Annotated in this window: 22 protein-coding genes; 10 read left to right on the plus strand and 12 right to left on the minus strand. The window is 72.6% G+C overall.

The features are described from left to right. The first annotated feature begins 123 nt into the window (after positions 1-123). The 4 genes from dnaK (at position 124) to ACRYM6_RS10750 (ending at position 4,140) form a co-directional block, all read left to right on the plus strand. Entirely contained in the window at positions 124-1,995 is a 1,872-nt protein-coding gene (gene dnaK, locus ACRYM6_RS10735) for a molecular chaperone DnaK (RefSeq protein ID WP_432542858.1), read from the plus strand. Further along, positions 1,995-2,588, plus strand: coding sequence for a nucleotide exchange factor GrpE (grpE, locus tag ACRYM6_RS10740; RefSeq protein ID WP_432542859.1), 594 nt, complete (start codon positions 1,995-1,997; stop codon positions 2,586-2,588). Before dnaK ends, grpE begins: the two co-directional genes overlap by 1 nt. A 28-nt stretch (positions 2,589-2,616) precedes the next feature. After that, positions 2,617-3,666: a DnaJ C-terminal domain-containing protein gene (locus ACRYM6_RS10745; RefSeq protein WP_432542860.1), complete on the plus strand. Its 1,050-nt coding sequence runs from the start codon at positions 2,617-2,619 to the stop codon at positions 3,664-3,666. Positions 3,667-3,774: 108 nt separating this feature from the next. Next, a complete protein-coding gene (locus ACRYM6_RS10750; RefSeq protein ID WP_432542891.1) occupies positions 3,775-4,140 on the plus strand; it encodes a heat shock protein transcriptional repressor HspR in 366 nt (121 codons plus the stop codon). A gap of 42 nt (positions 4,141-4,182) precedes the next feature. On the opposite strand, the gene ACRYM6_RS10755 is transcribed toward ACRYM6_RS10750, so the two are convergent. After that, positions 4,183-5,760, minus strand: coding sequence for a hydantoinase/oxoprolinase N-terminal domain-containing protein (locus ACRYM6_RS10755; protein WP_432542861.1), 1,578 nt, complete (start codon positions 5,758-5,760; stop codon positions 4,183-4,185). Next, positions 5,757-6,860 (minus strand): DUF917 domain-containing protein, encoded by a 1,104-nt coding sequence (locus tag ACRYM6_RS10760; RefSeq protein ID WP_432542862.1) that lies wholly within the window; start codon positions 6,858-6,860, stop codon positions 5,757-5,759. Before ACRYM6_RS10760 ends, ACRYM6_RS10755 begins: the two co-directional genes overlap by 4 nt. Before the next feature lie 73 nt (positions 6,861-6,933). Here ACRYM6_RS10760 and ACRYM6_RS10765 point away from each other — a divergent pair, with 73 nt between their 5' ends. Beyond that, positions 6,934-8,418 (plus strand): PucR family transcriptional regulator, encoded by a 1,485-nt coding sequence (locus ACRYM6_RS10765; RefSeq protein ID WP_432542863.1) that lies wholly within the window; start codon positions 6,934-6,936, stop codon positions 8,416-8,418. A gap of 1,202 nt (positions 8,419-9,620) precedes the next feature. Here the strand turns inward: ACRYM6_RS10765 and ACRYM6_RS10770 are convergent. Beyond that, entirely contained in the window at positions 9,621-10,256 is a 636-nt protein-coding gene (locus tag ACRYM6_RS10770; RefSeq protein WP_432542864.1) for a helix-turn-helix domain-containing protein, read from the minus strand. 108 nt (positions 10,257-10,364) lie between these two features. Here ACRYM6_RS10770 and ACRYM6_RS10775 point away from each other — a divergent pair, with 108 nt between their 5' ends. The 3 genes from ACRYM6_RS10775 to ACRYM6_RS10785 all read left to right on the plus strand — a co-directional run bounded on the left by ACRYM6_RS10775 (position 10,365) and on the right by ACRYM6_RS10785 (position 13,006). Continuing rightward, a complete protein-coding gene (locus ACRYM6_RS10775; RefSeq protein WP_432542865.1) occupies positions 10,365-11,420 on the plus strand; it encodes an NAD(P)/FAD-dependent oxidoreductase in 1,056 nt (351 codons plus the stop codon). Beyond that, positions 11,413-12,174 (plus strand): SAM-dependent methyltransferase, encoded by a 762-nt coding sequence (locus tag ACRYM6_RS10780; protein WP_432542866.1) that lies wholly within the window; start codon positions 11,413-11,415, stop codon positions 12,172-12,174. The genes ACRYM6_RS10775 and ACRYM6_RS10780 overlap by 8 nt, the downstream gene beginning before the upstream one ends. Before the next feature lie 88 nt (positions 12,175-12,262). After that, a complete protein-coding gene (locus ACRYM6_RS10785) occupies positions 12,263-13,006 on the plus strand; it encodes an SDR family NAD(P)-dependent oxidoreductase (protein ID WP_432542867.1) in 744 nt (247 codons plus the stop codon). 573 nt (positions 13,007-13,579) lie between these two features. Here the strand turns inward: ACRYM6_RS10785 and ACRYM6_RS10790 are convergent. The 4 genes from ACRYM6_RS10790 to ACRYM6_RS10805 form a co-directional block, all read right to left on the minus strand. After that, positions 13,580-14,251, minus strand: a complete 672-nt coding sequence (locus tag ACRYM6_RS10790) for a response regulator (RefSeq protein WP_432542868.1) — start codon at positions 14,249-14,251, stop codon at positions 13,580-13,582. Then, positions 14,248-15,408 (minus strand): sensor histidine kinase, encoded by a 1,161-nt coding sequence (locus ACRYM6_RS10795; RefSeq protein WP_432542869.1) that lies wholly within the window; start codon positions 15,406-15,408, stop codon positions 14,248-14,250. Before ACRYM6_RS10795 ends, ACRYM6_RS10790 begins: the two co-directional genes overlap by 4 nt. Further along, positions 15,405-16,253, minus strand: a complete 849-nt coding sequence (locus ACRYM6_RS10800; RefSeq protein ID WP_432542870.1) for a CPBP family intramembrane glutamic endopeptidase — start codon at positions 16,251-16,253, stop codon at positions 15,405-15,407. Before ACRYM6_RS10800 ends, ACRYM6_RS10795 begins: the two co-directional genes overlap by 4 nt. Before the next feature lie 584 nt (positions 16,254-16,837). Further along, positions 16,838-17,290 carry a hypothetical protein gene (locus ACRYM6_RS10805; protein WP_432542871.1) on the minus strand — a complete coding sequence of 151 codons (453 nt, stop codon included), beginning with the start codon at positions 17,288-17,290 and terminating at the stop codon, positions 16,838-16,840. Positions 17,291-17,982: 692 nt separating this feature from the next. On the opposite strand from ACRYM6_RS10805, the gene ACRYM6_RS10810 reads away from it, so the two are divergent. Beyond that, on the plus strand, positions 17,983-18,570 hold the full coding sequence (locus ACRYM6_RS10810) for a TetR/AcrR family transcriptional regulator (protein WP_432542872.1): 588 nt from the start codon (positions 17,983-17,985) through the stop codon (positions 18,568-18,570). A 248-nt stretch (positions 18,571-18,818) separates the two neighbouring features. Here ACRYM6_RS10810 and ACRYM6_RS10815 read toward each other — a convergent pair whose 3' ends face one another. Further along, complete coding sequence (locus tag ACRYM6_RS10815) at positions 18,819-19,148, minus strand: hypothetical protein (RefSeq protein WP_432542873.1); 330 nt, start codon at positions 19,146-19,148, stop codon at positions 18,819-18,821. Between the two features lie 397 nt (positions 19,149-19,545). Further along, entirely contained in the window at positions 19,546-20,490 is a 945-nt protein-coding gene (locus ACRYM6_RS10820; protein ID WP_432542874.1) for an NAD-dependent epimerase/dehydratase family protein, read from the minus strand. Between the two features lie 70 nt (positions 20,491-20,560). Here ACRYM6_RS10820 and ACRYM6_RS10825 point away from each other — a divergent pair, with 70 nt between their 5' ends. Further along, positions 20,561-20,998 carry a MarR family winged helix-turn-helix transcriptional regulator gene (locus ACRYM6_RS10825; protein ID WP_432542875.1) on the plus strand — a complete coding sequence of 146 codons (438 nt, stop codon included), beginning with the start codon at positions 20,561-20,563 and terminating at the stop codon, positions 20,996-20,998. 433 nt (positions 20,999-21,431) lie between these two features. On the opposite strand, the gene ACRYM6_RS10830 is transcribed toward ACRYM6_RS10825, so the two are convergent. From ACRYM6_RS10830 to ACRYM6_RS10840, 3 genes are read right to left on the minus strand one after another with little or no spacing between them, the layout of a single operon-like run. Beyond that, positions 21,432-22,286: an alpha/beta fold hydrolase gene (locus tag ACRYM6_RS10830; protein WP_432542892.1), complete on the minus strand. Its 855-nt coding sequence runs from the start codon at positions 22,284-22,286 to the stop codon at positions 21,432-21,434. A gap of 13 nt (positions 22,287-22,299) precedes the next feature. After that, entirely contained in the window at positions 22,300-23,088 is a 789-nt protein-coding gene (locus ACRYM6_RS10835) for an ABC transporter ATP-binding protein (RefSeq protein WP_432542876.1), read from the minus strand. Further along, complete coding sequence (locus ACRYM6_RS10840; protein WP_432542877.1) at positions 23,085-24,782, minus strand: dipeptide/oligopeptide/nickel ABC transporter permease/ATP-binding protein; 1,698 nt, start codon at positions 24,780-24,782, stop codon at positions 23,085-23,087. Before ACRYM6_RS10840 ends, ACRYM6_RS10835 begins: the two co-directional genes overlap by 4 nt. Position 24,783 lies beyond the last annotated feature (1 nt).

Here is a 24,783-nt window from a genome sequence, read left to right on the forward strand (position 1 = left end):
CCCGTCCCGCGAGTTGAGCCCATCAGACTCAAGTTCGACGCCTCTCCGCTTGACAGACGCGCGGCGGTCGGCGAACTTGAGTGGGGAACGCTCAACAGTCAGTCGCTCGGGAGGGCACCAACCATGGCACGTGCGGTCGGCATCGACCTCGGGACCACCAACTCCGTCGTCTCCGTCCTCGAAGGCGGGGAGCCGACGGTCATCGCGAACGCCGAGGGCGGCCGCACCACGCCGTCCGTCGTCGCGTTCGCCAAGAACGGCGAGGTGCTCGTCGGCGAGATCGCCAAGCGCCAGGCCGTCACCAACGTCGACCGCACCATCCGGTCGGTCAAGCGCCACGTCGGCACCGACTGGAACGTCGCGATCGACGACAAGAAGTACACCCCGCAGGAGATCTCCGCCCGGGTGCTGCAGAAGCTCAAGCGCGACGCCGAGAGCTACCTCGGCGAGGCCGTGACCGACGCCGTCATCACGGTCCCCGCGTACTTCTCCGACTCCCAGCGCCAGGCGACGAAGGAGGCCGGCGAGATCGCCGGCCTGAACGTCCTGCGCATCATCAACGAGCCCACCGCGGCCGCCCTCGCCTACGGCCTGGAGAAGGGCAAGGAGGACGAGCTCATCCTCGTCTTCGACCTCGGCGGCGGCACCTTCGACGTCTCCCTGCTCGAGGTCGGCAAGGACGAGGACGGTTTCTCCACCATCCAGGTCCGCGCCACCTCCGGCGACAACCACCTCGGTGGTGACGACTGGGACCAGCGGATCGTGGACCACCTGCTGAAGAAGGTCCAGGGCGCCTACGGCATCGACCTGTCCAAGGACAAGATCGCCATGCAGCGCCTGCGCGAGTCCGCCGAGCAGGCCAAGAAGGAGCTGTCGACGGCCACCAGCACCGGCATCTCGCTGCAGTACCTGTCGATGACCGAGAACGGCCCCGTCCACCTCGACGAGCAGCTCACCCGCGCCCAGTTCGAGCAGATGACGCAGGACCTGCTGGACCGCACCAAGAAGCCGTTCCACGACGTCATCCGCGACGCCGACGTCAAGCTCGCCGAGATCCACCACGTCGTCCTCGTCGGCGGTTCCACCCGCATGCCCGCGGTGACGAACGTCGTCAAGGAGCTGCTCGGCGGCAAGGAGCCCAACAAGGGCGTGAACCCGGACGAGGTCGTCGCCATCGGCGCCGCCCTGCAGGCCGGTGTCCTCAAGGGCGAGCGCAAGGACGTCCTGCTCATCGACGTCACCCCGCTGTCCCTGGGCATCGAGACCAAGGGCGGGATCATGACCAAGCTCATCGAGCGCAACACGGCCATCCCGACCAAGCGCTCGGAGGTCTTCACCACCGCCGACGACAACCAGCCCTCGGTGCTCATCCAGGTGTTCCAGGGCGAGCGCGAGCTGGCCCGCGACAACAAGCCGCTGGGCACGTTCGAGCTGACCGGCATCGCCCCCGCCCCCCGCGGCGTCCCGCAGGTCGAGGTCACCTTCGACATCGACGCCAACGGCATCGTGCACGTGAACGCGAAGGACCGCGGCACGGGCAAGGAGCAGTCGATGACCATCTCCGGCGGCAGCGCGCTGTCGAAGGAGGACATCGAGCGGATGGTCAAGGACGCCGAGACCCACGCCAACGAGGACAAGCAGCGCCGCGAGGAGGCCGAGGCCCGCAACCAGGCCGAGGCGCTCGTCTACCAGACCGAGAAGTTCGTCGCGGACAACTCCGACAAGCTGCCCGAGGACGGCAAGGCCAAGGTCGAGTCCGCCGTGGCGGAGCTGAAGACCGCGCTGAACGGCACCGACGCGGCCGAGATCAAGGCCAAGTCCGACGCCGTCGCGCAGGCCTCCCAGGAACTCGGGTCGGCCCTGTACGCCGCCCAGCAGTCCGAGGGCGCGGCCACCGGTGACGCCGGCTCGGCGGGCCCCGACTTCACCAAGCCCTCCTCGAACGACGAGGACGTGGTGGACGCCGAGGTCGTCGACGACGAGAAGGACAAGTGATGTCGGAGGACTTCTCCGAACCCACCGTGATCCGGGACAACCGCCGCATCGACCCCGAGACGGGCCAGGTGCGGGGCGAACCCGCCGCGCAGGAACCGGCCCCGGCGCAGCCGACGGTCGGCGGCCCGGACGACGGCGCCGACACCTACGGGGCGGACGCCGAGCTCGGCGCCGCGCAGTCCCTCGCGGCCGAGCGGCTCGAGGAGCTGCAGCGGCTGAACGCCGAGTACGTGAACTACAAGAAGCGCGTCGACCGCGACCGCGACGTCGCCAAGAACGCGGCGCTCGCGGGTGTGGCCGAGGCCCTGCTGCCGGTCCTCGACGACATCCACCTGTCCCGCGAGCACGGTGACCTGACCGGCCCGTTCGTGGCGATCGCGGACAAGCTCGAGGCGACGCTCACGCGGTTCGGGCTCGAGCGGTACGGCCAGGACGGCGAGCCGTTCGACCCGGCCGTGCACGAGGCCCTCATGCACAGCCACTCCGACGAGTACGAGGTGGCGACGTGCGTGAAGGTGCTGCAGCCCGGCTACCGGTTCGGCGAGCGCGTCCTGCGCCCGGCCCGCGTCGCGGTGGCCGACCCGCAGGGATGAGCCCCACCGTCGAGGGAGGAGGACGTCGATGAGCATGCAGGACTGGGCCGAGAAGGACTTCTACGCGATCCTCGGCGTCCCCCACGACGCCGACGCGGCCGAGGTCAAGAAGGCCTACCGCAAGAAGGCCCGCACGCTGCACCCGGACGCCAACCCGGGTGACGCGCGCGCCGAGCAGCAGTTCAAGGAGGTCGGCGAGGCCTACTCGGTCCTGTCCGACCCCGAGCAGCGCCAGCAGTACGACGGGGTCCGCGCCATGGTCGGCGGCGGCGCCCGGTTCTCCTCCGGGGGAGCCGGCGGTGCCGCCGGCGGCGCGGGTTTCGAGGACCTGCTCGGCGGGTTGTTCGGCCAGGGCCGCGGCGGGGCGCCGGGGGGCGTCCGCTTCGGCACCCCCGGCGGTGCGGGCGGCGGGGCGGGTTTCGAGGACCTGCTCGGCGGCCTGTTCGGCCAGGGGGGTGCCGCGCCCGGGGGTTTCCCCGGCGGTTTCGGCGGGCCGCAGGCCTCCTCGGCGCGCGGGCAGGACCTCGACGCCTCGGCGCGGGTCTCGTTCCGCGACGCCCTGGAGGGCAAGACGGTCTCCCTGCGGGTCCCCGACCCGCGCGGCGGCCAGCCCCGCACGGTCAACGCGCGCCTGCCCCAGGGCGTGCGCGACGGCCAGAAGGTGCGGCTGCGCGGCCAGGGCCTGCCCGGGGCGGGCGGCAACGGGGACCTGCTGGTCACCGTGCACGTCGAACCGCACCCGGTGTTCCGCCGGGACGGGGACGACCTGCGGATGACGCTGCCGGTGTCCTTCGACGAGGCCGTGCTCGGCGCCACCGTCGAGGTCCCCACCCTGGACGGCACGACCGTCCGGGTGAAGGTCCCCGCCGGGACGCCCTCGGGCCGGTCCCTGCGGCTGAAGGGCCGCGGGGTGAAGCGGTCCCGCTCCACCGACGAGCGGGGCGACCTGTTCGTCACGGTGGAGGTCGTCGTCCCGCAGCGGGTCGACGGCGCGGTGCGCGAAGCCGTGGAGGCGTTCGCGAAGGCCACCGCCGGGGACGACCCGCGCGCCGGGCTCGCCGACCGGGCCCGGAGCTGACGGCCCGCGGCTGACGACACGCACGACCCGGAAGGGCGGGAGGAGGACGAGGTGTACCAGGACGACGACCCGCTGTTCGTCATCTCGGTGGCGGCCGACCTCGCGGGCATGCACCCGCAGACGCTGCGGCAGTACGACCGCCTCGGCCTCGTCTCGCCCAGCCGGGCCCGCGGCCGCGGCCGCCGCTACTCCGCCCGGGACATCGCCCAGCTGCGCGAGGTGCAGCGGCTGTCCCAGGAGGACGGCGTGAACCTCGCCGGCATCAAGCGGATCATGGACCTGGAGAACCAGGTCCTCGCCCTCGGCCAGCGGGTCGAGGAGCTCGAGGGCGAGATCGCCCACGTCCGCCAGCAGGCCCGGCGGATCTTCGCCGCCGGCGTCGCCGGCGACATCGTCGCGACCCCCCTGGGCCGGCGCCCGGAGTCGCAGCGCTCCACGGCGCTGGTGGTGTGGCGGCCCGACCGCACCCGCTGAACCCGCTGAACCCGCTGGGCCCGCCGCGGCGGCCGGGACCGCTCAGACCCGCGACAGCCGTCGCTCGCCCACCCGGGCCAGCGGGCCGGCGGCCTTGACCGAGACCCGGACGGTCGGGCGGTCGGTGTAGGTCACCGGGGTCTCCAGCACGTCGACGACGGTCACGGCCAGCGGGTCGGCCCCGGCCTGGATCGCCTTCGCCGTGGCGGCCTCCGCGGCGTCCTCGACGGCCCGGTCGCGGTCCTCCAGGGCGGCGATCCGGTCGGCGCGCCCCCCGGCCAGCGAGATCGCCGCGCCCACGGCGTTGGCGACGTCCCCGTGGTCGGGGCGGACGACGGGGCCGAGGCCGGGCAGGTGGTCCGGCACCAGGAACGCGCCGCCGCCGACGACCACCAGCGGGACGTCGGTGCGGCCGAAGGACAGCCGTTCGACGGCGTCGGCCAGCCGGGTCCGGGCCAGTTCCAGCCCCTCCCGCAGCGCCTGCTGGACCGACGGCGGCTGAGGGGGCAGCGACAGCCCCCCGACCGCGGCGCCGGCCAGCACGGCCGCGTCGGTCAGGGTGGGGGTGCTCCCGCCGAACGACAACCCCTCGCGGCTGATCCGGTACCCGACCGAGCCCGGCCCGACGGCCCCGGTCGCGGGGTCGACGACGGTCCCGCCGCCGACGCCCAGGCTCAGCACGTCCGGCATCCGGAAGTTCGTGCGCACGCCGCCGATCTCGCGCGGCAGCGTCGACTCGCGCGGGAAACCCTTCACCAGGACGCCGAGGTCGGACGTCGTCCCGCCCACGTCGACGACGACGGCGTCCTGGGTGCCGGACAGGAACGCGGCCCCGCGGATGGAGTTCGCCGGTCCCGAGCCGATGGTCAGGACCGGGTACTGGGCGGTGTGGTCCAGGGACATCAGGGTGCCGTCGTTCTGGGCGAAGAACGTCTGCGCGTCCAGCCCCTCCTCGGCCACGACGGTGACCAGGGCCTGCGTGACCGACCGCGCCACGCTGTGCAGCGCGGCGTTCAGGATGGTCGCGTTCTCCCGTTCCAGCAGACCCGTCGGGCCGATGTCCTGGCTGAGGAACACCCGGGTGTCCGGCCCCCGGTGCCGGCGGACCAGCTCGGCGACCTCGAACTCCTGGTCGGGCGAGGACGGGCTGAAGATGCCGGTGATCGCGACCGCGTCGAACTCGCCCACCTCGTCGAGGAACCGCAGCACCGCGTCCCGGTCCAGCGGGGCGATGGGCGTCCCGTCCACCATGTGGCCGCCGCGGACCATCGCCGAACCCGCCAGCACCAGCCGGGACAGGTCCTGCGGCCAGCCCAGCAGCGGCGGGTACTCGGTGGCCGCGGGAGCGCCCAGGCGCAGGGCCGCCACCCGGTCCAGCTGCTGGCGCCCGACGATCGCGTTCGTCGCGTGCGTCGTGCCGAGCATGACCCGCGAGACCCGGGAGCGGTCCTCGCCCACGGCGGCCAGCACCGAGGCGATGCCGGCCCGGATGCCGCCGGTGACGTCGTCGGTGGTGGCCTGCTTGGTGCGGGCCAGCACCGCCCCGTCGGCGTCGATGACGACGGCGTCGGTGTTCGTCCCGCCGACGTCGACACCGATGGACAGGTCGCGTGCGGTCATCGGGTTCCTCCTGCGAACGGGGTGTAGGGCAGGTCGTAGCCGAACGCCTGCGGCCCGGCCAGTTCCAGGCCGCGCGCCGAGCGCCAGATCGGGTCCGCGGCCCAGGCCAGCACGCAGACCCGCTGACCGAAGCGCAGCATCTCGGTGGTGATGGCGTGACCCGTCTCGGAGTCGATGACGGTGACGTTGTCGGGGACGCTCACGACGACCTCACCGTCCTCCAGCACGACGAGGTTCTCGTTCTGCAGCTCTAGCCGCTGCAACCGCCCGCGGTCCTCGCCGGTGCCGGAGATCGTCACCGAACCCCGCGAGAAACCCCCTTCGGTGCGCCGGTCCAGGTCGGTGATCTTCCCGGTGATCAGCAGGGAACCCCCGAGCTCGGCGGCCACGGCCCGCACCGGGTCGGGGGAGGACAGCAGGGCGTGGCCGACGCGGACGGCGGCGCTGACGGTGCCCTCGACGACCGCGCCGCGGACCGTCGCGGCCGTCATCGGGTAGTGCGCGCCGAGGCAGATCGACCCGCTGGCGATCGTCAGCGCGCGGGCGTGCCGCTCCAGCCAGTGCAGGTCGACCGTCCGCAGCACCGAGACGTTCCCCACGACGTCGGACAGCACGGCGAACTCGCACGGCAACCCGGCCACGTTCATCGACACCATGGCGGCGTCGGGGAACGCGCGGCCCATGCCGTCGGCGTCCAGGAGCTTCAGCCCCAGCCGGGAGGCCCAGCCGACGGGTGAGACGCCGTTGCTGCCGCCGATCTCGGCGGCCATCAGCGTCGTCACCGGCCGGCCCAGCACCCGTTCGGACTCGCGCAGCAGGGTTTCGACCTGGTGGGCCGCGGAGAGCATCTCGATGCCCACCGTGGGGGCGCCGATGCCCGACAGCAGGATCACCTGGTCCTGCGGGCCGAGGTCGTCCACGGTGACGAGGGGGACGGGGCCGCGTTCGCGCAGGGCGTGCTCGGCGACCATCTGCGAGGTGTGGACGGCGCCGCCGCCGCCGGTGCCGAAGATCGCCGTCCCGGCCGCGAGGGCGGGGACGTCGGCGGCGGTCAGCTCCGTGAGCCGGTCGCGCGCCGGGGCGTCGAGGAGGCTGTGCATGTCGTCACCGTAGGTGGCGCCCCGCAGCGGCACCATGTCCCGCGAGTCCAGAGAATCCGCTCATACTGTGCCGGTGGGACAACTGACCATCGACGACCTCGTCGCGCAGGCCGACCGGCTCGGCCTCACCCGCCTCGCCGGCCCCGTGGGCCCGCAGACCGTGCTGCGGGTCGAGGTCGCCGCGCTCGAGCGGCTGGCCGACGTCCCCGCCGGGACCCTCGTCGTCGTCCCGGAGGAGGAGAACGTCGCCCCCTACCGCCTCGACGTCGCGTTGCGGCGGGCCGGGGCCCGGGGGCTGGCGGGCCTGGTGCTGCTGACCGACGTGGTGCTGCCCGAGACGGCCGTGGCGCTGGCCGACCGCGGCGGGGTCCCGGTGTTCCGCGCGGCCGGGGCGGGCCCGGCCGACGTCGCGATGGCCGTGGACCGGTTGCTGTCGGGCGGGGCCTCCGAGGCCGTCCTGCGGGCCGCGACCGCCGTGGAACGCACCAGCGCGCACGCGGCGTCCCCGGACAGCACCGTGGAGAGCCTCCTGACCGCCGCCGGGAACGCCCTGGGCACCGAACTGCTCCTGGTCGACGACCCCGACGTCACGTGGTCGGACCCGCACGCGGTCTGCATCGGCGAGGTCGCCGTCGGGCGGGTCGTCGCCGCCGTCCCCGACGCCGCGACCGCCGTCGCGCTGCCCGTCGTGGCCTCGCTGGCTTCCCGTGCGGCGCAACGCAGGATGAGCGACCGCTACGCGCGCAGCCAGTCCCGGGCCGACCTCGTCGTCGAGCTCGTCCTGGCCGAGTCCTCCCGCGTCGAGGCGTTCGTGGGGCAGGCCGCGCGGCTGGGGCTGCCCCTGCACCACTCGCACGTCGTGGCCTGGCTGAAACCGACGGGCGTGAACGACCCCGCCGGGCAGGCCCCGCGCAGCGTCCAGGCCGCGCTGGAGCTGTTCGCCCTGCAACTGGTCGACGGCCGTCCCGAGACCTGGCACGTGGCGTTCCTGCAGTCCGACGTCCTGCTGGTCAGTTCCGAGGAGCACGGCGCCGCCGACCACCAGCGCCGGTTGCGCGAGGTCGGCGAGCGGGTCCAGCGGCAGGCCCGCACCCTGGCCGGGCCGGGGTGGGAGTACACCCTGGGCCTGGGGACGCCGCAGATCGGGGCGGCGGGGTTGCGGCTGTCGGCGGCCGAGGCGCGCATCGCCGCCGAGTCGGCCGTCGCGGCCGGCCGGGCCGGGGGCGTGGAACTCACCGACGTCACCGGGTTGCGCCGGGTCCTGCTGGACTTCTTCGCCTCACCCATCAGCCGGCGGCTGCTCGTCGACATCCTGCAGCCGCTGGACGACCTGGGCCCCGAACGGGCCGAGACCGCCGTCCGGACCCTGCTGGCCTACCTCGCCCACCGCAACTCCCTGGCCCACGCCGGCCGCGAGCTGCACCTGCACGCCAACGCCGTGGGGTACCGGCTGAAGTGGATCCGCCAGGCGCTGCAGCTGGACCTGGAGGACCCCGACGTCCGGTTCGCGGTGGAACTGGCGTGCCGGGTCCGGATGCTCAGCGCCACCCGGGGGTGACGACTTCCGAGGGCTCGACGAGGCACCGCGGCCCCCTCCGCAGGCGCGTGGGCCACCAGGTTCCCCTCGTGAGGGACCTGGCGTGATCCGTTGGCTTCCGCCCGCCTGGGCTGCCCGGGAAGGCGAAGGGGAAGGTGGTGCGGTGCTCGACGCGCTCTGGAGCGCCGACCGGTGCAGGTGCGGCAGCCCGCACGCGCCACATCGGGGTGGCGAGGTCAGTGAGCACTTCCCGGTAGCGGCCTGACGGCCACGGACGGTGACGCTGGTACTGCTGGGGTGAGGGCCGAGGTGGCGGCCGAGGGGGAACCCCGGTGGACGGAGGGCTTCCTGCGGCGACATCCACCACCGGAGCTCCACCGTGCCCGGTCCTGTCATCGACACCGCTGCGCTGCCCACCTCCCGGGCCACCGTCCAGGACACCGCCGCTCTGCTCCTGCGCCACCGCCTGAGCATCGGGACCCGCCTGGACCGGCGGGTGCTCGGTTGCTTCCCCCAGGCGGTGCTCACCTGCCGGTTCCTGCTCGACGCCACCCGGGTGGCGCGCCTGGCGCGCGACGACGCGATGGGGGTGTCCCCCGCCCACCGCTGCGTCCACGAAGCCCGGGACGTCCTGGCCGCACGAGCACCTCGGCTGCGAGGGCGAACGGACCCGTCTCACCTGCCCTCACGAGCGCGGTGCCGGTCGTGCTGCCTCTGGAGCACGACCGCACGACGTGCCCCACCGCGTCCGTCAGACCGCTACGGGAAGTGCTCACCGGGTCGGCGACGTCACCTTCGACGGTGACCGTTCCCGAGTCCGCACCCGTGCCGGTCCCCAGGTCGTGGCGACTCCGCGGAACACGGCGATCAGCTCGCTGGGGCTGGGTGGACGAGTGAGCACCGCCGCCGCGGCGCGCCATCGCGCTCATGCACCCGAGGCGCCGCTGGCACTGTTGTCGACCTGCTGGAGCACGACGTCGGGCAGGACGGTACCGGTGACGTGGGAGGCCTCCGGGCTGGCCAGGAGGACGGTGTCGGCCGCGACCTCCTCAGGACGGCCGAAGCGGTCGATAGCGGTGGTCGCCCCCGGCTACAGGCGCGGTCGTGCCTCTCGCGTCCTTGCTGCGGTGTTCCCTGGTGGGGTTTCGGTCGTGCAGGTGATGCGATTGCCGCGTTCCTTCCCTGGTCCAGAGTGGTCGTCGTGGTCCGGCCTCCGCACGCAGTCACGGGGCTGTGGTCTCGACTGGCTGTGGCCGGGCGCGTACGTGCATGCGTTCACCTTGCGGACCGAACAGGGCGAGCACCTCGGCAGCACCGGGACCGGCGGAGGCGAACCAGTGGGGAGTTCGGGTGTCGAACTCGGCGACCTCTCCGGCACCGAGGACGAGGTCGTGCTCACCCAGCAGCAGGCGCAGCCCTCCGGAGAGCACGTACAGCCAGTCGTAGCCCTCGTGGACCTGCTGCTCCCGGTCCTCCGCTGGTGAGCGCACCGGGATGATGAGCTTGTAGGCCTGCGGCCCCCCCGGACGACGGCTGAGGGGCAGCATCGTCATCCCGTGGCGGGTGGTGGGGCGGGGGTGGATGCGCGGATCCCCGGTGGCCGGAGCGCCGACGAGTTCGTCGAGAGGCACTTGGTGGGCTCGGGCCAGGAGCAGCAGGAGTTCCAGGGTGGGCCGTCGCTGACCGCTCTCCAACCGCGACAGCGTGCTGATCGAGATGCCGGTGTCGGTGGAGAGGTCGTTGAGCGTGGCCCCGCGGCTGCGGCGCAGCGCCCGCAGGCGGGTGCCGACGCCGGCCAGCACAGGAGTGAGGTCGTCGCTGCCGGCGACAGCGGGTAGGTCTTCGCGATCGTCACGCACTCCCTCATTTTGCCGGACTCGCAACTATTCTTGTCAATCGCCGAGGCGCGATGCACCGTGCACCTGACCGCGGTGCGTTCGGCGTCGCGCGGGGACGAAGGAACTGTCATGGCACTGGAGCAGGTGGGCGCGGAGTACGACGTCGTGGTCGTGGGAGGGGGTCCCGCAGGATTGAGCGCTGCGGTGGCCCTGGCTCGGTCTCGGCGCAGCGTCCTGGTCATCGACGCCGGTGAGCCCCGAAACTCCGCGGCGGGGCACGCCCACAACTACCTCGGGCGCGAGGGGGTCGTGCCGGCGCAGCTGCTGTCCGACGGACGCGCGGAGGCCGTCCGCTACGGCGCTGAGGTCCTGACCGGTCGCGTCACCTCCCTGCGCGCTGCCCACCAGCACCTGCAGGGCGACGTCGGCCGTGGCGCGGACCGGACGCAGGACGACGGCTTCCTCGTCGAGCTGCAGGACGGTCCCACCGTCGCGGCCCGGCGGTTGCTGGTGACCACTGGGCTGGCCGATCAGCTGCCCGCGGTGCCAGGCTTGGCCCAGCGGTGGGGGCGTGACGTTCTGCACTGCCCGTACTGTCACGGCTGGGAGGTGCGCGACCAGGCGATCGGGGTGCTCGCCACTGGAGCGTCCGGCGTGCACCAGGCTCAGCTGTTTCGTCAGCTCAGCGCCACCGTGACCCTCCTCGCCCACAGCGGCCCCACTCCCAGCGCGGAAGAGGCCGAGGTGTTGGCCGCCCGCGGCATCACCGTGGTCGAGGGTGAGGTGATCGACCTCGTCGTCGACGACGACCGGCTGCGCGGAGTGCGGCTGAACTCGGGGGAGGTGATCCCGCTGCAGGTCCTGGTCGTCGCCCCGTTCTTCGCGGCCAACGCCGACCTGCTCACCGGCCTGGGGCTGGTGGTGAGCGAGATGCAGGTGGGTGACGAGGTCGTCGCCACCTACGTGGCTGCGGACCCCAGCGGCGCGACGGCGGTACCCGGGGTGTGGGTGGCGGGCAACGTGGCCAACCCGCAAGCCCAGGTCGTCTCCTCGGCTGCCGCCGGCCTGACGGCCGGCGCGGCCATCAACGCCGACCTGATCGCCGAGGAGACCCGGGCCGCCGTCACGGCTCACCGCGCCTCGTTCGGCGACCAGCACGATCGGGGGGAGGACGCAGGTGAGTGACTCGGGTGTCGACGTCTCGAGGATGTTCAGCCAGGAGTTCTGGGACGACCGCTACAGCGGGGCGCCGATCTTCTCCGGCAACCCCAACCCCTGGCTGGTGCACCACGCCGGGGACCTCACGCCCGGCACCGCACTGGACGTGGGCAGCGGCGAAGGCGCGGACGTCTTGTGGCTGGCCTCGCGTGGCTGGCACGTCACCGGCGCCGACATCTCTCCTGTCGCCCTGGCCCGCTCAGCGCGCCTGGTCGAGCGGGCTGGTCCGCAGGTCGCTGCCCGCGTCACCTGGCAGCAGGCCGACATGCTCGACTTCGACGCCCCCGACGACAGCTTCGACCTGGTCTCGGCCCAGTTCATGCACCTGCCGGGCCTCGCGCTGAAGGTGCTGCACCGCCGCCTCGCTGCAGCAGTCAAACCCGGGGGGACCCTGCTCCTCGTCCTGCACGTGCCCCCGGAACCGGGGACAGGAAACCCCGCCTTCCCTGCGGACATGTTTCCCGCCGCCGATCAGATGGCCTCCGTGCTCGACCCGGCGCGGTGGACCATCGACGCCGGTACCCACCAGCGCCCGGCGAACGCCGCCACGAACGCGGCGGGACACACCCACGACGTCGTGCTCCACGCCGTCCGGCGTCCCGTTCCGCGGCACACCGCGACGACGAGACGGCCGGCCGTCAGCGGCTACTGGTCGATGACCGAGGCCCGATGGGTACCAGCACGTGACGAGGTCGTGGCAGGCCGGTGGTGGCCGCAGTGACGTCACCGCGGCCACTCAGCGCGTCCGTCAGCCCGAAGTCGATGTCGTTCCATCGACGTCGTCCCACCAAGCGCAAGGAGAAACTCAGATGACCGATCGTCTGGACGGGCGCACTGCCCTGGTGACGGGTTCCACCAGCGGCATCGGCCGCGCCGTCGCCGCCGTCCTCGCCGCTCGCGGTGCCCACGTGCTCGTCTCCGGCCGCGACGACACTCGAGGACGAGAAGTCGTCCAGTCGCTGGTGAACGCGGGGGGGACGGCAGAATACCTACCCGCCGACCTGTCCGCAGCGAGTGGTGTGCGTGAACTGGCCCGAGCAGCCCTCGACCTGGCCGGTTCGGTGGACATCCTCATCAACAACGCCGGTACCTTCTCCTTCGGGCCGACAGTCGACAACACCGAGGTCGACATCGACCGGATGTACGCGATCAACGTCAAGGCGCCCTACCTCCTCGTCCAGGCCCTGGCCCCGAGGATGGTCGAGCAGGGTTCGGGGGCCATCGTGAACGTCCTCACCGGTGCGGCCCACCGGGGGTCCGTGGCCGCGGGCCTGTACGGGTCGAGCAAGGCGGCCCTGCTGCTCCTCACCACCGCCTGGGCAGCTGAGTTCGGTCCCTCGGGAGTGCGGGTGAACGCTGTCAGTCCCGGGCCGATCCGGACCGAGGGCACAGCGAACGGTGCCGGCCTCGACGGGGTGGCTCGTGCCATCCCGGCCCGGCGCCTGGGCGAACCCGCCGAGGTCGCTGCCGCAGTAGCGTTCCTGGCGTCAGATGACGCCTCCTACGTCCACGGAGCGATCCTGCCCGTGGACGGCGGGGCGATCGCTGCCTGACGGCGGCCGATCTTCTCAGCTGCGAGCTGACCGCAACCCTCGGCGACGACGAGATCGGTGAGTCCTCGTCAGTACCGGGTCTTCAGCTGGGGCCCGGTACTCGTAGGGGTTCAGTGGTTGGAACCTCGGAGCGGGTGTGCAGCACACGGTCCGTCGCGGGACAGGCACCGGTTCGAGCCCGCCTCGACCTGGTGCCGGCCCCGGTGGACGGGCGATCGGCGTTCACCGGGCCGTCTCCTCAGCCGCCCAGGACCAGGAGGTGTCCTGCCGTCGAGCGCGCAGGCGCTGCACGGGGAACGGGATGAGGGGTGTTCCCCCGCTTCGGCTGTCATCGATCCGTGCAGCAGACCCGAGCGTTCGTGGTCGAAGCCGCGCAGCCACGCCCCGGCCGCCGTGAAGGTGGTGGTGGAGGACGTGTCGCTGCCATCACCCGTGCGGGCCAGCAGTCGGCGCAGCGCGGGTCGGGCGAACGCGTGGTGACGCGTCTCCTCGACGGCTCCATGCCCCGCCCGGGGCTTCGCACGCCAGGGCCCTGACGAGTCCGGGCCGTACCACCGTGCGTGCCCGGTGCAGCTAGGTCACCAGTCCGCGCCGGTACGCGTACACGACGGCTTGTACGCGGTCACGCAGCCCGAGCTTGGTGAGCAGCCGCGACACGTACGTCTTCACCGTCTCCGGGCTGAGGGACAAGGTCGCGGCGATCTCGCTGTTGGAGAGACCGTCGGCGATCAGGCGCAGGACTTGCAGCTCGCGCGGCGTGAGAGCGGAGTCCTCCTGCGCTTGCTGCGCCGGGCGGATCCGTGAGGCGTAGCGGCCGACGAGCTGCCGGGTGACCTCCGGTGCCAGCAGGGAAGTCCCGGCGGCCACGGTCCGGATGCCCTGCAGGAGTTGCGCAGGTCGCGCGTCCTTGAGCAGGAAGCCGCTGGCGCCGGCGCGCAGGGCTTCGTAGACGTACTCGTCGAGGTTGAAGGTCGTGACGATGAGGACCTTGGTCGGCGCCTCGATGCCCGGGCCGGCCAGCAGGCGCGTTGCGCCGATGCCGTCGAGGACGGGCATGCGCACGTCCATCACCACCACGTCAGGGCGCAGTGCACCGGCGAGCTCGACCGCTGCGCGCCCGTCGCCGCACTCGCCGACGACCTCGAGGTCGGCTTGCGCGTCGATGATGGTGACGAAGCCGGCACGGATCATCGCCTGGTCATCGCACACCAGGACTCTGATCGGCGCCCGGACCGGGCGGGTCACGACCGCTCACCGGCGGGGATGCGGGCACGGACCACGAAGTCGCCGTCTGGTCGGCGGTGTGCGCTGAACTCACCGCCGAGGACGGCGACCCGCTCCCGCAGACCGGCCAGCCCACGCCCGCTGCCGCCCACCGCACCGGCTACCGCCTCAGCCGTCGCTGAGGCGGCGCGGGTCCTCACCTCGACGGTGATCTCCTGCGGCCGGTGGTGGACGTGGACGGCCGTGGCACTGCCCCGCGCGTGCTTGAGGGCGTTCGTCAGCGCCTCCTGCACCACCCGGTACGTCACGAACTCCGCACTGCCACCGCTCACCGCGGCCGTCCCCTCCTGGGTGAACTCCACCGGCTGGCCGGCCCGGCGTGCTTGCTCGACGAGGACCTCCACCTCGACGGGGCGCACGGGCCCTCGGCTGCCGTGCTCGGGGTCGAGCAGGTCGAGCAGGTGCCGCAGGTCGGAGATCGCCCGCCGGCCGGTGTCGGCAACCTCGGTCAGGGTAGCTGTGAGCTTGTCGGGCGCGGCTGTCAGGTAGTGCGCTGCTTCGGTCTGCACCACCATCGCGGTCACGTGGTGGGTGACGACGTCGTGCAGCTCCCCGGCGATCCGTGTGCGCTCGGCGGCCACGGCGAGCGCGGCCTCGGCCCGCTGCCTGCTCGCCTCGCTGGCGCGGGTGAAGCGCCACCACGTCCCGGCGCCCCAGGCGAGGACCAGCAGCAGGTAGAACTGCACGAACCCGCTCACCTGCTCCCCGGAGCCGAGGTGGTCCAGCCAGAGGGCCAGCACGACGTACACCGCCGACAGCAGCACCGCCCCGGTCCGGCGGTGCCGTTCCTGGTGCGCCCCGGCCGAGAACAGCACGACGGCCAGTGCGGTTCCGGCGAGGGAGTGGTAGCTGCGGACCTGGTCCACGAAGAAGCCGAGCGAGACCACGGCCAGGCACACCAGCGGCCACCGGCGCCGCCCCAGCAGGGGCAGCGACTGCATCAGCACGACCACGACAGCGAGCGCATCGAAGGGGCGGGCCGGCAGGTTCCCGACCTGCGTGCCGTGGCCCTGTGAGGAAGGCAGCAGCGACCCGACCGCCAGCACCAGGGCCAGGGGGAGGTCCCGCACCGTGACGTCGAGCTTGCGCCACCGCTCCAGGATCAGCTCCTCGCTCACCGAACCGGCCTCGGCTCCTCGTGAGGAGCAGCGGTCCCCCCGGCGCGGTCGACACCCCTGCGGCGCAGGTTCCCGCGGCGATGGGCGAGCAGGAGGAACCCGACGGTGACGATGCTGCACACCAGCACCGAGAACACGCTGGCCTCCGGCCCGAAGTCACCGCCGGTGATCCAGGTCGGGCCGGACAGGCTGCTGAGCAGCAGCCCCTGGGGCTGATCCGTACCGGACACACTCATCCCGAAGACGCCCCCCTCGGCGAAGTTCCAGGCGAAGTGCAGGCCGATCGGCAGCCACAGCGTCCGCGTCGCCACGTAGGCGGCGGCGAGCATCGCCCCGGCCTCGACGGTGATGGCCACCGCTCCCCACAGGCTGGAGTGCGGGTTGAGCAGGTGCGAGGCGCCGAACAGGGCTGCCGTCAGGACGAGAGCGAGCCAGCTGCCCAGCCGGCCCTCGACCACGCGGAACAGCACGCCGCGGAAGATGACCTCTTCGGTGACCGCGGCTGCGGCGCTGAAACCGAGCAGAGCCACTGCCCCGGAGGCGGAACCCCACCCATCGACCTGGTAGTCCCCGAAGACGGCCATCAGGGCGATGACACTGCCGAACAAGGCGAACCCGATCAGTGCCCCACGCCCCAGGGCGCGGCCGGCCCCGCGAACCAGCAGTTCGGTGGGAGCCCGTCGCTCGGTGCGGCGCACGATCCACCTGTAAGCCAGGACGGTGGCGGCCGCTGCTGCGAACCCCAGCACCAGCGTGAGCGGCGCGTTCCACTGCACTGCACGCACCACGAGACTCCCCAGCAGCGCGACGATCATCACGAACCCGAGCTGCTTGACCACACGCATGGCGACTCCTCCGCAGACGGACCCCGGTGGTCCGACATCTTGTCGGGGACGATGCTAGGGATGCGCAGTACCGGGGTCGTCACCGTCGGGTGGACATTTCCTGGTAGCTCTCACGGGGGACCTCGCGGGGTCCCACGGTCGGCGTCCCGGGCTCCGGCGTCGGCGGGCGAGGCGTCCGGCAGGCGCCGGTGGTGCGCGGGAGATCGCCGGCGAGGACCTCCACGTCGTCCGGGCCGTTGCGGCGCAGCAGACGGTTCGGGAAACCGGTGGAGGCGCGGTGGGGGACGGGTGTCGTCGAGGTCGAGGACGATTCACTGCGGCCGGCGCACCCGGTAGCCCCTGGGCGGGCGAGATCCACGCGCCGGGTCACGTGGGCGACCTCCTCGGAGAGGGCGCCGAGCCCAGGAGTTCGGAACATCCCGCTCCGGAGCCTGACCCGGTTCCCCGGACGGTCTGATCGCCGCGAGGCGCTGGTTCCCTCCGCCGGGGACCGGTGGGTGTGCTTCGGACGGCCGGCTCGGCCACACCGCCAACTCGGTTCACGACGCACCCGATCGTGCGGTGGTCGGTCCCGAGCGGGTGATTCACGCGTGCGACCCGACGAGGGCTCCAGCGTCGGCCTGCTTCCTGCTCAGCGGCCGCCACGCGCTCCACCCCCGGCACAGGACGTAGGCCAGGACTCCGCTGAGGACCAGCCAGCCGTCGACCAGTGCGGTTTCCCGCGCACCGGGCGCGTTGCCGAGGGTGAGAGCGAAGGCAGTGATCGCGACCTTGTGGACGAAGATCAGCTCCCACGCTCCAGGGGTCTGGCGCGGCCACACGGTGACCAGGACCCACAGGGAGAAGAAGATCAGGAACCCGAAGGTGCGCCAGGCGTTCACGATCAGGTCGTCAGCGGTGGCCTGGGACATCGTGTAGATGCCGTGGCCCAGCGCGATGAGCGTGAGGAAGGCGTTGAAGCTCGTCACCACCCGGCTGACGCGATCGGCCAGCGCGCTGCGCTGACCCGGGCTGGTCTCGTTCGGTGCAGCAGTCATGTCGTTCACTTCTCCTCGTCGTCGTGCGGTGGGACGCATCCTGTGGAGCTGGTCGCGGGTCGCTCTGGTCGTACGGATGCCGCGGACCCCGAGCGGAGGGGACGGAGCGGACGACACCTCGACCTCGGCCACCACGCCGGTGACGTGGACCGGCGCGTGGACGCCCTGCGGCGTGGTCTCGTGGTTCGTCTCGTGGTTCGTCTCGTGGTTCGTCTCGTGGTCGGCTCGAGCGCACTCGGCGTCCTGGACGGCTCGGTCCACGCTTCGGTGGCCTGAGACGGGGCCGAGCTCCGGCTGGGTGAACCAGGCAGCGGTCTTCGAACCCCCACCGTGGAACGCCGACACCTCATCGACAGACCCGCGGCTGGCCGGGTGGGTCAGGTGGTCGACCAGGCGCATGAGGTCCTCCGGACGAGGGCGCGGCTGTGGGTGTGGTCACCGCCGTGGTCGCGACCCACGACGCGGGACCTGACCAACGGGATCGTCTCGCCGGTGGTGCGCCGGCCCACCTGCGTGGCCCGACCTGCCCGAGGTCGGCGCGAACCTCGGATCCACGTGGGGTGGAAGAGGACCACGATCGGCTCCTAACGTCGGTAGAAGTCCTAACGCTGTTAGATTCGCAGGGGACGCGGGAGCTGTCAAGGCTGCGGCTACCGTCGGAGGGACTCACCGGGACGAAGCAACGGAGGACCATGCCCAGCAGTGACCGGCGGGCTCGGGAACGGGCAGACGTCCGTGAGCGGATCATCGCGGCGGCGATGGAGGTCCTCGTGGCGGAGGGGGCCACCGCCCTGACGATGCGGCGGGTCGCGAGCGACATGGACTACACCGCGCCGGTCATCTACCAGCACTTCGCCAACAAGGACGCCCTCATCGCCGAAGTCGTTCGACGGGGGTACGACGAGCTCGTGGATCGGTTGGACGCCGTGCGGCACGTACCGGACGTCGATGCGCGCCTGGCCGGCATGGCAGCGGAGTACCTGCGCTTCGCCGGTGAGAACGAGCACCTCTTCGAGGCGATGAACGGCACCGCCCTGAGTGCCGACGGGCGCCGCGCCGCTGCCCAGCCAGTCATCGACGTGATGTGGAACCTCGTGGACGAATGGGTTCAGAAGCACCAGGTCGAGCTCGAGATCGGCGAGGCCTGCGACATCGTCTGGGGCACGCTCTACGGCATCGCCACGCTCGGGCGCCTCGGCACCTTCGGAGAAGCTCGAGCACGCCGACTCGGGGTGCACGCCCTGCAGCTCCTGCTGCAGGGGTGGCGCTCCACGACGTAGGTCCGCCAGGGCTGCCCACCGCTCCCGGCGGGTGCGGGCGATGCGGTCTGAAGACGTGGGGACGGTGGTCGCGAGCAGCTCCACGGTTGGACCGCCTGGCAGCGGAACTCCTCGGCGCCACCGCGGCGATCCCCTGGAGACCGCCTCGGTGTCCGGGTGCTCACGGCGTGCACGTCGGGTGCGCGTCGAGTGTCCCGGTTGCACGGTGGGGGGAAACCCCACGCAGGTGGTCGTGCGGGGTCCTCGCCTCACGAGGGCAGGCGGACGGGAACGGCCGAGGCGTCGACGTCTTCGCAGAAGGGCAGGAGGGTGGCGGCGAGCTGGTCCGGCGCTTCCAGGGCCGCGTAGTGCCCCACGCCCTGGAGCTGGACCGAGCGGACGGGGGAGTCGACGGCCGAGGACAGGGTGGACTCCGTGAAGGCGCCACCGCCGGCCCCCACGGCCAGGACGGGTGCGGTCAGCGGGCGCGTGGCGGCCAGGGTGGTGATGTCCGCGCCTTCGCGCAGCATCGAGCCGTAGGGGCCGCTGACACCGCGGAAGCCTCCAGGTCGGGAGTAGGTCCGGGCGAACTCGTCCACGTCAGCAGCGGGACGCCCGGTGACCGCCGCGCCCCGAGCAGGAGTCCCAGCGGACCGAGGGCCTGGGTGGCGGCCGCGTCGGGATGCTCGGTCCCGTCGTCCAGCCCTCCGAGGCCGACTTCCGTGCCTGGATCACGGCTGGGGAGCGAGGGTCCGAAGTCGTTCACCCGGACCGAGGCCGCTGACTGGATCTCGACGTCACTCGGACGACTCCTGCAGCGGATCTCCGGCGGAGGGCACCAGAGATCGCACGTGATTCCAGGGCCACGTGGCGCGCTCCGGTCGTCGGGACCGGTCGATCCGTCGATGGGCTCCGAGGTGCCCGCCGGCGACGACGGGTGGTCGTCTCCGGTGGGGCGGCGATCGAATCGACGCGAGGGCTGCCGAGGGACCGGGGTCACCGCGGGTTCCCCGCGCGCAGCCAGGTGACGTAGTCGGCTGCGGCTGCGGCGGTGTCGTAGCGGGGGTGGAACCCGGTGTCCTCGCGCAGGCGGGTGATGTCCAGCCAGCTCACCGGGTGGTCGCCGCCGGAGGGGATGTCACACCTGAAGCCGGGCTCGACGGAGGTGAGGGCGGTGACGATGTCGGCGTTGCTGGTGGCGCGACCGGAGGCGACGTTGTACGTGGAGTGGTGCAGTTCCTCGGCGAGCTGCAGCAGCGCGAGGGCGCGGCCGGTGTCCTCGACGTGGAGCAGGTCGAGCGCGTCCTCGACGTGCGGGGGTGCGATGAGCCCGGACAGGTCGGGTTCCCTGCGCTGGGCGGCGGCGTGGGCCAGGGAGGGGGCGGCGAAGAACGGATCGGGCAGGTGCCCGCCGGGGCCCCAGGTCGCGGAGATGCGGGCGTTGACGATGTCCACGTCGGTCACGTCGGAGAGGTGGCCGGCGAGGAGTTCGGTGACCTTCTTGAACGTCGGGATGGGGTGGGAGTGCTCGAAGGGGATCGGCATGTCCTCGGTGAGGGCGCCTTCGGCGGCGAAACCGTAGACGCCGATGGTGCTCGCGGTCACGACACGGCGCACGCCCCAGGCCTGTGCGGCGCGGACGATGTTGAGGAACGCCTCCAGCGCTGCTCCGGTGGCCTCGATCGGGTCGGTGTCGGTCACCGGCCAGGGCAGGGTGACGGCGAGGTGGACGATCCCGGTGATCGGGTGCTGCTGGCCGACGGCGAGCAGGGCGTCGGAGTCGGCGACATCGGCCTGGACGACGTGGATGGGCAGGTCCGCCAGGTGCGCCGGGACCTGTGGGGTGCGGCGCTGGAGCAGGACGCACTCCTGGCCGGCCTCGGCGAGTGCGCGGACGGTGTGGGAGCCGATGAAGCCGGCTCCTCCGGTGACGAGGATCATGACGGCACCTTTCGCAGTAGGTCTGATCGTCAGTAGTGCTGACGATCAGGTTAAGCCTAAGATCAAGACCGTGTCCACCGCACCGAGCACCGGCTCCGACCCGCACGAGGTCCTGGGGTACCTCCTCAAGCACGCGACCCTGAAGCTCACAGCGTTGACAGACGCGGCGCTGGAGCCGTTGGGGATCGACAGCAAGGACTTCGGGGTGCTGCGGGTCTTGGCTCACCGGGAGCCGGCGTCGCAGCTGCAGGTGGCGCAGACGCTCGGCGTCGATCGCACCACGATGGTGGCGGTGCTGGACGTGCTGGAGCGCAAGGGCGTCATCACGCGACGACCGGACCCCGCGGACCGGCGCAGGAACGTCGTAGCGCTCACCGAGCAGGGGTTGCGGGTCTACGACGCGGCGCAGGTCGCGCACCGCGAAGCCGAGGACGTGTTCCTGGCCGGGATCACTCCGGCCGGGACGACGCAGCTCCGCCGGACGCTGCGCAGCATCGTGGAAGGTTGAGCCGGCCCCGTGGGGTCGCCGGGTCCTGGCGACCCCGGCGCACCAGTCGGCCCAGCAGCACCGTTGATGCGGGCGCCGGCGCGGTCTCCGGCTCGCCCACCCCGTCCGGGCTGACCCACCACCCGTCCCGCGGTTCCCTGACGGGCAGCTGACCGGGGAACCGGGCCGTGCTCGTCGAAGAAGCCACCGGTCGGCCCGTCACCGGACTCCGGAGGCGGGATGACGGGCACCGGACGGCGAACCACTCACGCGGTCGACGATTCCGGGAAGGTCGCTCGTCGAGGTGTGGTCGAACCTGACCTCTAGTCTGGAGTCGCCCTGGTGGGGTGGCAGCAGGTTCGTCGGGGAGGGACGGGAACCTGGAGGTGATCGCCCCGTTCTCCGAGGTCGTGCAGCCGAGGTGCGTGCCACTGGACCACCCGAGTGGTGAGCGTCACGGTGCGGCGCGCTCGGCGCGGCGGGCGGTGCGGGCCAGCGCCAGCACGAACTCCGGCCACAGCTCCCGCGGGACGTCGTGGCCCATCTCCTCGTACACGTGCACCTCGGCGTGCGGCAGCAGTTCGGCCGTCACCAGCGCCGAGCGCCAGTGCACGCACTGGTCGCCGCGGCCGTGCAGGACGACCGCGGGGGCGGTGACCCGTGCGAGCCCGGCGCGGCGTTCCAGCGGCCCGCGGAGCATCGCGTTCCACTGCCGCAGCAGCCCGTCGGGGCGGTAGACCCGGTCGTAGTAGCGCGCCCCCAGCTCGGCCGACTCCTGCGCGTCGAACGGGAAGCCGGGGGAGGCGAACCCGCGCTGCCCGCCGACGAACATCTCGACGTACGCCTCGCGGGTGAGCGGTTCGGGCAGCTCGGTCAGCGGCGTGCGGTCACCGGTGGGCGGCACCAGGAACTCCGGGTCGCTGGAGGGGCAGGTCGACATCAGCCCCAGGCTGGCCACCCGCCCGGGGTGGCGGATCGCGACGAGCTGCACGATGAAACCGCCCATCGACATCCCCGTCAGGTGCGCGGACGCCAGGCCGAGGTGGTCGAGCAGGGCGACCACGTCGTCGGCCATGTCGTCCAGGTCGTACGTCGCGGTGAGGTCGTCGGGCCCGGCGGTCATCTGGCTCAGGCCCACGTCGCGGTTGTCGGGCCGCACGACGAGGAAACCCGCCGCGGCGAGCTGCTCGACGAACCCCTCGGGCCAGCCGATGAGCTGCGCCCCGCCGCCGTGCACGAGCACGAGGGGACGGCCACCGGGGTCGCCGGTGGTCTCGTAGTGGATCCGCACACCGGCGGGGGTGGTCATCGTCGGCACGGGGTCACGCGTCCTCGAGGTCGAGCGCGGCGCCCATGACGGGCACGGACCGCAGCAGTTCACGGGTGTAGGGGTCGGCCGGGTCGGCCAGCACGGCGTCGGTGGGGCCGTGCTCGACGATGCGACCGGCGCGCATGACGCTCACCTCGTCGCTGACGTACCGGACGACGGCCAGGTTGTGGGAGATGAACAGCATCGTCAGCGACAGTTCCGCCTGCAGCTCGCGCAGCAGGTTCAGCACCACGCCCTGGACGCTGACGTCGAGGGCGGAGGTGATCTCGTCGGCCACCAGCACGGCGGGTTCGGCGGCCAGCGCGCGGGCGATGGTGATCCGCTGCCGCTGACCGCCGGAGAACCGCGCGGGCAGGTCACCGCTGCGCGCGGGGTCGATGTGCACCAGGTCGAGCAGCTCGCGCACCCGGGCTTCGCGGTCCGCCCGGGACCAGGGCCGGCCGGTGGCGAGCAGGCCCTCGGCGACGGACTGCCCGACGGGCATCCGGGGATCCAGCGCGGACGCCGGGTCCTGGAAGACCATCTGGACCCGGCGCCGCGCGAGCCGGGCGGTGCGGGAACGGTCGCCGATGTCCATACCGTCCAGGCGGACGGTCCCCGCGCTGGCCCGCGCCAGCCCGACGGCGACGCGCGCCACCGTGGACTTGCCCGACCCCGATTCCCCGACCAGCCCGTGCGTCGTGCCGGGCCGGACCAGGAGCGAGGCGTCCTGGACGGCGGTGAACGCGGTGCGCCCGCGGCCGTACCGGACGCTGACCCCGCGGAACTCCAGTCCGCTCACGTGAGGACCTCCTGCTCCTCGGCGCCCAGGACCGGCAGCGGCCGGGCCCGGTCGGTCGTCATGTCCGGGACGCAGGCGATGAGCCCCTGGGTGTAGGGGTGCCGGGCGTCCGCCAGCCGGTCGGCGTCCAGCTGCTCCACCACGACGCCGTCCTTCATGACGACGATGCGGTCGCAGAACCCGCTGATCAGCGCGATGTCGTGGGAGATCAGCAGGATCGCGGCCCCGGTCTCGCGCTGGGCGTCCCGCAGCGCGCGCAGCACCTGGCGCTGGACGGTGACGTCGAGGGCGGTGGTGGGTTCGTCGGCGATGACGAGCCGCGGCGAGCCCATGAGCCCCATCGCGATCATCGCGCGCTGGCGCATCCCGCCGGAGAACTCGTGGGGCAGCTGCCGCAGCCGCTCGGCGGGCCGGGGGATGCGCACCAGGGCGAGGGCGGCCAGGGCCCGCCGGGTCGCCTCGGCCCGGGGGGTGCGGGCGTGGACCTCGATGGCCTCGGTGAGCTGCCGGCCCACGGTCAGGGCCGGGTTCAGCGACGACAGCGGGTCCTGGAACACCACGGCCTGCTCCAGGCCGAGCGTGCGGCGCTGCTCGGCGCCGAGCCGGCGGCGCATGTCCACGTCCCCGAACGACAGTTCCTCGGCCGTGATCCGGGCCTCCGGGCCGAGGAGCCCGGCGATCGCCATCGCGGTCACGGACTTGCCGGACCCGGATTCGCCGACGATGCCGACGGTCTCGCCGGGCGCGACGCTCAGGTCCACCCCGTGGACGCGTTCGACGAGGGCGCCGTCGTCGCCGCGGAACGCGACCCGCAGGTCGCGGACCCCGACCAGGGTCGTCCCGGTGGCCGCGGCGGGCCGCGGGCCGGGCCCGCGCACCGCCCGCACCGCTCGGGTCCGCTTCTCGCTGAGCAGTTCCCCGAGCAGGGCGAAGACGACACCGGTGAAGACGATGGCGGTGCCCGGCCCGATCGCGGCCATCGGGGCCACGTAGATGCGTTTCGCGCCCTCGTTGAGCAGCCGGCCCCAGTCGTACTCGGGGGCCTGCACGCCCAGGCCGAGGAACGACAGCGCCGCGAACGACAGCAGCGTCACCGAGGCGTGCGCGGCGGTGTTCACCAGCATGGGCGGCATGATGTTCGGCAGGACGTGCCGGGTCGCGGTCCGCCACGGGGAGGCGCCCAGCAGTCGCGCCGCGTGGACGTAGTCGGCGTTCGCGACCGACGAGGCCAGCGTGGAGACCAGCCGGGCGAACACCGGGATCCCCGCGAAACCGATCGCGAGCATCCCGCCCGTCGCCGACGTGCCCCAGATCACCGAGAAGAACAGCGCCAGCAGCAGCCACGGGAACGACAGCAGGATGTCGATGAGCGCGCTGAGCACCCGGCGCGCCGGCCGCGGCAGGACCGCCGTGACGATGCCGAGGACGACCCCGCCCACGACGGACACGACCGTCGCGCCCAGGGTCAGCAGGACCGACAGCCGGGTCGCGACGACGGTGCGGGCGAACAGGTCCCGGCCCAGGTCGTCGGTGCCGAAGGGGTGCGCCGGGCTCGCGGGGGCCTGCCGGCCGGCGATGTCGCGGGCGGTGGCGGCGTCGCCGAAGAGGGCGGGCCCGAGCACCGCGGCGGCCAGGACGAGGGACAGCCCCACGACCAGGGCGAGCCCCAGCGGGGTGCGGAGGGTCGAGCGCACG

Source organism: Kineococcus rugosus (genome assembly GCF_050871975.1).
Taxonomy (GTDB): domain Bacteria; phylum Actinomycetota; class Actinomycetes; order Actinomycetales; family Kineococcaceae; genus Kineococcus.